General features: G+C 33.8%; 10 protein-coding genes. 7 read left to right on the forward strand and 3 right to left on the reverse strand.

Annotated elements, in window-relative coordinates:
• From repM to D7V20_RS17750, 5 genes are all read left to right on the forward strand, one after another.
• Complete coding sequence (repM, locus tag D7V20_RS17730; RefSeq protein WP_086249596.1) at positions 1-936, forward strand: replication initiation protein RepM; 936 nt, start codon at positions 1-3, stop codon at positions 934-936.
• 68 nt (positions 937-1,004) lie between these two features.
• A complete protein-coding gene (locus D7V20_RS17735) occupies positions 1,005-1,550 on the forward strand; it encodes a plasmid replication DNA-binding protein (RefSeq protein ID WP_086249597.1) in 546 nt (181 codons plus the stop codon).
• A 459-nt stretch (positions 1,551-2,009) separates the two neighbouring features.
• Entirely contained in the window at positions 2,010-2,639 is a 630-nt protein-coding gene (locus D7V20_RS17740; RefSeq protein ID WP_120385265.1) for a hypothetical protein, read from the forward strand.
• 28 nt (positions 2,640-2,667) lie between these two features.
• Positions 2,668-3,522: a hypothetical protein gene (locus tag D7V20_RS17745; RefSeq protein WP_120385266.1), complete on the forward strand. Its 855-nt coding sequence runs from the start codon at positions 2,668-2,670 to the stop codon at positions 3,520-3,522.
• A 149-nt stretch (positions 3,523-3,671) separates the two neighbouring features.
• Positions 3,672-4,823 carry a DNA cytosine methyltransferase gene (locus tag D7V20_RS17750; protein WP_120385267.1) on the forward strand — a complete coding sequence of 384 codons (1,152 nt, stop codon included), beginning with the start codon at positions 3,672-3,674 and terminating at the stop codon, positions 4,821-4,823.
• Here D7V20_RS17750 and D7V20_RS17755 read toward each other — a convergent pair whose 3' ends face one another.
• The gene (locus D7V20_RS17755) at positions 4,824-5,444 is read right to left on the reverse strand and encodes a SinI family restriction endonuclease (protein ID WP_120385268.1); all 621 of its coding nucleotides are present in this window, start codon (positions 5,442-5,444) and stop codon (positions 4,824-4,826) included.
• Positions 5,445-5,605: 161 nt separating this feature from the next.
• Between D7V20_RS17755 and D7V20_RS17760 the strand changes: the two genes are divergently transcribed.
• Positions 5,606-5,854, forward strand: a complete 249-nt coding sequence (locus D7V20_RS17760; RefSeq protein WP_171291931.1) for a hypothetical protein — start codon at positions 5,606-5,608, stop codon at positions 5,852-5,854.
• Positions 5,855-5,964: 110 nt separating this feature from the next.
• Positions 5,965-6,531, forward strand: a complete 567-nt coding sequence (locus D7V20_RS17765) for a hypothetical protein (protein ID WP_016165575.1) — start codon at positions 5,965-5,967, stop codon at positions 6,529-6,531.
• Here the strand turns inward: D7V20_RS17765 and D7V20_RS19900 are convergent.
• Positions 6,528-6,698, reverse strand: coding sequence for a hypothetical protein (locus tag D7V20_RS19900; protein ID WP_171291932.1), 171 nt, complete (start codon positions 6,696-6,698; stop codon positions 6,528-6,530). The genes D7V20_RS17765 and D7V20_RS19900 overlap by 4 nt on opposite strands.
• A complete protein-coding gene (locus tag D7V20_RS17770; protein ID WP_060513603.1) occupies positions 6,691-7,080 on the reverse strand; it encodes a hypothetical protein in 390 nt (129 codons plus the stop codon). Before D7V20_RS17770 ends, D7V20_RS19900 begins: the two co-directional genes overlap by 8 nt.
• Between the last annotated feature and the right edge of the window lie 1,158 nt (positions 7,081-8,238).

Raw genomic sequence — 8,238 nt, forward strand, 5'->3', positions numbered from 1 at the left:
ATGCCTACCAGTGAATTAATAGTAAAAGATAATGCTTTAATTAATGCGAGTTATAATTTAGATACCGTAGAACAACGGTTAATTCTACTGGCTATCTTACAAGCAAGAGAAACAAAAACAGGGATTGATGCAAACACTAGGCTACGGATCCATGCCAGTGACTATATGAGCAGATTTAATGTTAGTAAGCATGCCGCCTACAAAGCCCTAAAAACAGCAGTTACTAACCTTTTTGGTAGACAGTTTAGCTACCAAACAATTGATGAAAAAACAGGAAAATCAAAGAAAGTAATTTCTCGATGGGTTCAAAATATTTCTTATATTGATGATGCAGCAACCTTAGAGGTTACTTTTACAATGGATGTAGTCCCTTTAATTACACGTTTAGAAAAACAATTTACAAGTTATCAGTTAAAACAAGTTACCCAATTAACAGGAAAATATGCCATTCGACTCTATGAGTTGCTTATAGCATGGCGTGAAGTCGGTAACACTCCTATATTTGAAGTTTCTGACTTTCGTTCGAAGCTTGGCTTAACTTCAGATGATTACCCAAGACTAGATACATTTAAACGACGTGTACTTGAAGCAGCAGTCAAACAAATAAATGAACATACAGATATCATCGTTAAAGTTGAACAGCATAAAGAAGGTCGCTCTATTTCTGGGTTCTCTTTTAGCTTCAAACAAAAAAGAAATCAGAACAAAGCAATAGAACGTAAGAAAGATCCCAATACATTAGATATTTTTTCCAGAATAACAGATGCTCAACGCCACTTATTTGCTAACAAGCTTTCGGAATTACCTGAAATGGGGAAATACTCTCAGGGCACTGAAAGCTATCAACAGTTTGCAATAAGAATTGCTGAAATGCTTCAAGATCCTGCTAAGTTTCAAGAATTACATCCTTATCTTGAAAAAGTTGGCTATCGTTAAAATACTGATGTAACGTTACATGATTAATTATTGTCTACAAGCATACAGATTTTTACTTGGGTTACATAATGAAAGCACTATCTGTTATTGAGTTATCACAACTTTATGGGATGAATCGACAAAGTATTTATAAGCGTATAAATAAAGGAGATTTATCAAAAAATAGTGATGGGAAAATAGATTTATCTGAAGCCATAAGAGTATTTGGCGAACCATCTAATAAAAATAATAATGTAACCCCGTTACAGTCTACTGCGGTACAAAAAGAGACAGAAGTAGACATGCTAAAACAGCAGGTAGACATACTAAAAAAACAGCTAGAACTTGCACATGAGCGAGAAGTTTTCCAACGAGAACAGCTAGAAGCAAAAGACAATCAAATAGAAGCTATACAACGACTGCTAGAAGCCCCAAAAACCAATATAACTACGTTTACCGATCAGAAATCTAGCCAAGATATAGCAACGGATCCTCGGCCAGAAACTGAGCCGAAACATGACGGATTGACTACTCCGGTCGAAACAGAAAATAAGCGTATTCCAGTGCCAGAGCAGGTTGAACCGGAGCAGCCGAAAAGAGGATGGTTAAGCCGGTTTTTCTTGCCGAATGGCTAAGAGGCTTATTTAGGTGTACTAATCAAAGTTGTGAAACATTGATCAAAGAATAAGCGTGGAACATGAAAAATCACAAAAAAAGCCCACCTTGGGGAAGATGGGCTATCAACTAGAAACTACAGCATTGATTTCTATAAATAATTATAACGCATTTCGTATAACGTGCATTATGTTAATTTTAGAAATATTTAAAAATGAAGAAATTAGAAATCATCATTCTCGTAATTTTAATTCTAGCTATTTTATGGGGCATACAATGGATGTTTCATGGCTTTCCAACTGGAAATTAAAGCCATGCTTTCCTGATTCCATATCACCGCTATTATATTAATTTTAGGAAAAGTGATAATTAGTAAAAAAATAACTATTCATAGTTAATCTATGCGACAAATTATGTCTTCAATTTAATGTAATTATTGAAAATTTATACGATAATTAAATCAAATTAGGGGGTTAGCTATGGATATCATTAAAAGTGTCATCCATTGGATCTTAACAGCTATCGCCATGACATTGGCAGCATTGATATTTCTGATATCACATGAGAGGTTGTGGATTGATTGGATAAAGTCTAAGGGTATAGAAAAAGCTCTAGATTTTTTTCCTTTCGTAAAATTTGATCCAGTATTCCTAAAATTAATTTTCCCATATTGTGTTTATATTATTGTTTTGCTGATGTTAATTGGAATTACAGCATTATCTCTGAAGTTCATAATTAAGAAGTTGGATAAGGTTAAGTTTAAAAAAAATCAAATTGCTAGTTTTGAACAAGCTAATGATTTCTATCTACCAATTTATTTGGGGTATTCTTTTGTCGCAATTAGTCTACCAACATTCAAATCTTTTTTACTGTTCTTTCTTTTGATGCTTATTTTATTAAGTAAAACACGCTTCTTCTATTTCAATCCTTTATTTCTAATACTGGGTTATAAATTTTATTTTATTGATAATGTAGACAAATCAAAAATGCTTCTGATTACAAAAAAAGAAGTAAAAATTTTGAGTGATTTTTTTGAAAATTCTTCAGGAAAGGAACAGGAAGAAGTTGCCTTAATTAAGGTGAATAATCATACTTATTTATTAATCTAGATAACTGAAAATATTGGTGTTCTCATTTATGAATTGTCTCTATGCTCGATCTAACTCTAAATTTCATCTAGTATTATCTGATGATAATTGTCCTGATTTTTTTACAAGCGTAAACTTAGATGAAATTTCTTCTGTTCCATATAGCCCAACTGCTATTCTAGAAGAAGATGATTGGTTTTCCATCAATCTTTCAAAAACAGAAAATACAGCGGAAGTAGCAACGGAAGATAAGATATCTGATCCTTTAGAGTTATTAAGTCGGCAAATTAATACAACTTTACCAACTCTAAAAGCTGACCAATATAAGGGTGTAAAGTACTTTGTATTTGAACCATCAGGTAAAAAATGGTTTTTATTACAAAAAGTCTTATCGGGGTCAAAAATATATGGGAAAAAAATATTAACAGTTTCAGATCAGCCAAAATTAATAGAAAAACCAGTTATCATCATTAATGAAGAGCCTGATGCTTTATATAACTACGAAACAAATACCTTATATTTCAAGAAATTAGAAAAATTAAATTCGATTTTTTCGAATATTAATTCTTTATATAGAGAAGCTACAAAAGAAGAAATGGATACTTTTTTCCAAATGGAAATTATTTCTGTTGATCAACAGTTTACAACCAACAAGATTGGTATGCTGAATAGAAAAAATATTGCTCTAATCTTAGAGACCTACAACTCATATGATGCAGATGTGAAAAAAGAACTTCATTCTTATATTGATAATCTCAATCTGCCAAAAAATGGGGATGGTAAATATATTATTGATAATGATAAAAATCTTAAAAACTTTATTTACGCTTTACAAGAAAGATATTACACAACCTTGGCCACTCATGAGAAACGTTTAGCCCAAGCCTTTGTTACAACTTCTTGATTTATATAAGTAACCATATGCAATAAGGGCTGTTTAGCAATACTACATCGGTTCATTCTCAATCAGATAGTGAAAGATAATCACATAATAGTGGACCTGGGATTATATTTTTAGTATGATCCCACCATTGTTTTTTTTGGGATGCTGATGTGAATTACCTCAGTTTTTTTAGTGGTGCTTTAGGTCTAGATCTTGGTTTAGAAAGGGCTGGATTTAAACCTTTGATGTATTGTGAATTTGACAAAAAATGTCAGGAAACAATCACATTAAATCAACCCAATGTCCCATTATTAGGTGATATTAGAAATTATTCAGCTCAAGACATTCTTCAAGAGATAGGCCTATCTCAAGAGGATACTATTGATTTAGTCGTGGGTGGTCCACCTTGCCAAGCATTTTCTACAGCTGGTGCTAGACGTTCATTTGAAGATGAGCGAGGAAACGTATTTATCCACTATCTTCAAATAGCAACTGATCTCAAGGCTCGATATATAGTAATCGAAAACGTTAGAGGCTTACTTTCAGCTGTTCATAAGCCATCTGAACATGATGAAATGTCCCTAAAAAATGCAAAGGGAACAGCCTTAGAATACATAATCCATTTTCTTGAGGAAAAGGGCTATGGTGTTTCATTTAATTTATATAATTCAGCGAATTATGGTGCTCCACAGATCCGAGAACGTGTTGTAATTATTGCTTGTGCTGATGGTTCTAAAGCTCCTTATATAAATCCTACCCATAGCCAAAATGGCATATTTGGACTTAAACCTTGGAATACATTAAAGGATGCTATTTCAAACTTAACCTCTGAACAAAACCAAGCGTGTGCAGTATTTCCAGAAAAACGGCTCAAATATTATCGCCTGTTAAAATCTGGGGAAAATTGGAGAAACTTGCCTGAAGAACTTCAAAAAGAAGCTATGGGTAAATCCTACTACTTGGGTGGAGGGAAAACAGGTTTTCTAAGACGCTTAGACTGGAATAAACCAAGCCCCACACTTGTTACAAGTCCAACTATGCCAGCAACAGACCTTGCTCATCCAGAAGAAGACCGCCCATTGAGCGTAGCTGAATACGCTAGAATCCAGCAATTTCCTGATCATTGGAAATTTGCAGGTAAATTGGTGGATCAATATAAACAAATTGGAAATGCTGTTCCTGGTGACCTTGGTTATGCAATTGCTCAAACCATTATTAACCATGATCAAGGCAATGATATAAAGCCACCAGAAAACTTTCCTTTTTCTCGTTATAAGTTCACAACGGAAAAAGATTGGAAAAAAGCTTTCCAAAATAAGTAATTAAGCCAAATAGTCTCTTATGAATTGTAAGAAACCTTCCTCACTCAACTGATCTCGGAACTCTGCTTCGGGAAAGTTTTCCCAATTTGTATTCGTTGCTCTTTTTTTAGATGGTTTGGAATACGTTCTAAACCATTTTTCAATAGTAGTTCCCTGACGAATAGCTGAAGATGAAGAATTTTCCGTATTATCTCTATTCTTTACTTGAACAGCTTCCCATAATTGAGTTGATTGATTGTATTTAATAAAATCAATTGCTCGAACAAAGTCTCCTGCACACCAGATCCATCCATGCGGTTCAAGCACTTGAGCTATGTATCTTTCCAGCAATGCACCTACTAAATTTTCTGCTGACATAGATAATTGATGTTCAACTTTAATTTGCTCAGTTTGTTCTTCTGTAAAATTGCAACATTGTTGGAGAATGACACTAACTGCATCATCGGGAATGGTTGCGGGTCTTGATAAAGTAAGTTTCTGTTCTTTAGATCTCACGTAGCATTCATGCAAAGCATTAATGCCTTCATCAGAATCTAAATGTAAACTTTTACTTCTACTTGAAAGTCGTTCAGGATTATCTTGAAGAAATTTTAGTAAAACTTGAAATTTTGGATCAAACATTTTAGATCTCAAAAAACCAACATCTTAATAATAAAAGACTTTCAATTCTAGACAAAATAAAATATACGACAACTTAAGACGCTCTCTATTAGAACAAATATTGATCACAATGAAATATTTATTATGATCATGAGATTACTTTTAATTTCATGGAAATAGTTATGTCAAAAAATGGCAAACAAACGTCAAAAAATGTTGGTTCATTAGCATCTGAGGTATTACGCGATCCGTCATCTTCAGCAATTCAAAAACAGTTAGCTGCTTCAGCTTTATCTCAAGCAAATTCGGATAAGCAAACAGGTAGTACAATGGAAACAAAAGCATCTAATGTCTTACAGAGTGATAAATATAGCGATACCACGAAAACCCTAGCAGCATCAGTACTTGCACAGTCCAACAAGGAAAGATAATTTCAAGGTTAAGAAGCTAGTCTAATGGGCTAGCTTTTTTACTTTCTGAATTTCAAATTTTCGTTTAACACGCCCCTATTAACATATATTCGCATTTCTATTATCAGCTTATGAATGAAGAAAAAGACCCTGAAATTAAATATTTATCAAATGATGAAGACCTATTCCATGTTGAGAAAAAAATTTACCTCCCGACATTCATATTCCAAGAGTTTTTCGTTTTCCTATGCATAACCTTTGGTTCTTATTTTTCCATATTTATTTCGAGTCAAAAGTTTGCAACTGAAGAATCTTTCAGTAAGTCATTTAACTTAGTTTTTGCATTTTTTACGATCGAAAATCTTATAGATACTAGTATTGGATTATTTATCGTTATGGGAATTTTATGCTTTGTAAATCACTTGACTACACACTCGAAACTTAACATACAGCCTATTTTGAACAGACTGATCAGTGCAGTCACAGATTTTTACTATCTAATGTTTTCGACTATTTTAGGTTGTATGTTAGGGCTATTCCACTTTTTACATAAATTCCCCATGATCAAAGAATATGAACAACTTCATCAACTTGCTATAAGTGGCATGATTACTATAGGCTTAGTCGGTTCTACAACTTCAATAGCAATACAGTTTTTCGTACATAAAAATAAAGTACTGCATAAAAAACCAGATTAACTCTGGTTTTTTTGTTCAATCTGATCATTGGCTTCAAACATACCAGGATTGGTAATCCGGATATTGTCCTGACAATTTCCGCAAAGCATCAGCCCTGCAAAAAGCTGTACGTTGTCTCTTGAATCACAGAAAGCACATGGTTTAGAAAGTTGAATAATATTACTCATGATTTTTTCCTTTCAGATAGCTAGCCTTAGCATGAATTTTTCCTTTAGCCTGCATTCCTCGAATCTCATATTTCTCTGTTTGTAGCTTCATAAGAATGCCTATTTGAAACATGTATATTTCCCCCAAATCTCCTAATAAATTTTCATTCAAAGAATTAGCTTGGGTAAATTGATCCAATGACCGATTAATATCTTTTTCAAAATCATTCACAAGTGTTTCAATCCGACTGACTTGTCGCTCAATGCTGGCCATTTGTAAATTACTGGTCAGAAGATCCCGCAGATAAGTCCCTAATTTATCGCCCTTCAACTGAGCCAAACGCTCATATTCTTGTGCAACCTGATTGTCTAATCTGACGGCAACGGTTCGAGTACTGTTCATGAAAAACTCCTATCACTTGTTTTCAATCTAAGCACCTAATTTCTAAAAAGTAACTATCAAATATAAGTAAACACTGTGTTAAGTTTTAATGATTACAGGTTAAATATCTAATATAAAAAGAGAAATTTATATAAAAACGTAAACAAAGGTGATTACAAGCTATCTCATTGTTTTGTAAGTAAATATTGCACTTTATTCGCAACAAAAAGTGTTTACAGCTAAGTCTATGAAAGATAATAAAAATCATGCTAAAAGCGTAAACGCTTTCCAGACAGATGAAAAATCGCTGTAGCCCTTATAGCATAAGGCTTTAGAGCCTTTATCTTTAGATGCGTGGTGTGTGAACCAAAAATTGCCGGTATGTACCGGCTCCCAATCCATTTAATTGACTTAACTGACAGTAAAGATAGTGCTTGGCCAAAAGAGATCCTGACTATTGTATTTCTAAGAAAAAAATCTATAAGCGAAAACTCTAGCCTACAGATCAAAAATAAAACCCAAGTTAAAACGCTCTCACATGCGATTTCAGCCACATTTTTACATAAGACATAGAATCGACTATTGAAATGAGCAATCAGGTCAAAAAACGCAAATGAGCGCAAAATAGAGACAATTTTTATTCTAATCGGGATAAATAGAGCGAGTGTCTACGAGCGAAGCACCAAAATTCGCACCTCGACTCTCTGAAAAACAGCTTTTTAGGCTGTGAAGCCTAAATAAGCGTAAATCACATGCAGAAAATTGGGCCTAGATCGAGCGTAGCGAGTAAAAAAGCTTTATGAGCGAAGCGAATTCCGAGTTGCTTTTGCTCTTGTCTTTGCTTTTTCTTAAAGTCACAGCTGGAAGAGCTAAAAAATTGCCCCAGGAATCGAGCGAAAGCGAGATTCAATAGAGTTTGAGCGTAGCGAAAACCAAGGGCAATTTTTCATTCCCAATGCTTTTAATAATTTTTAATACTTTTAAATGCTTTTAGATCTGCTGTAAGCCTTTATTTATAGTATATACAAGGGATATACCACACCAAAAAGTCACCTATACCACACCAAAAAGTCACCTATACCACACCAAAAAGTCACCTATACCACACCAAAAAGTCACCTATTTACACCATTGATTAATGATGGTGTAATAACACCACGTATAATAAAGGTGTAGTAA

Origin of the sequence: Acinetobacter rongchengensis (assembly GCF_003611475.1) — a bacterium.
GTDB classification, from domain to species: Bacteria; Pseudomonadota; Gammaproteobacteria; order Pseudomonadales; family Moraxellaceae; genus Acinetobacter; species Acinetobacter rongchengensis.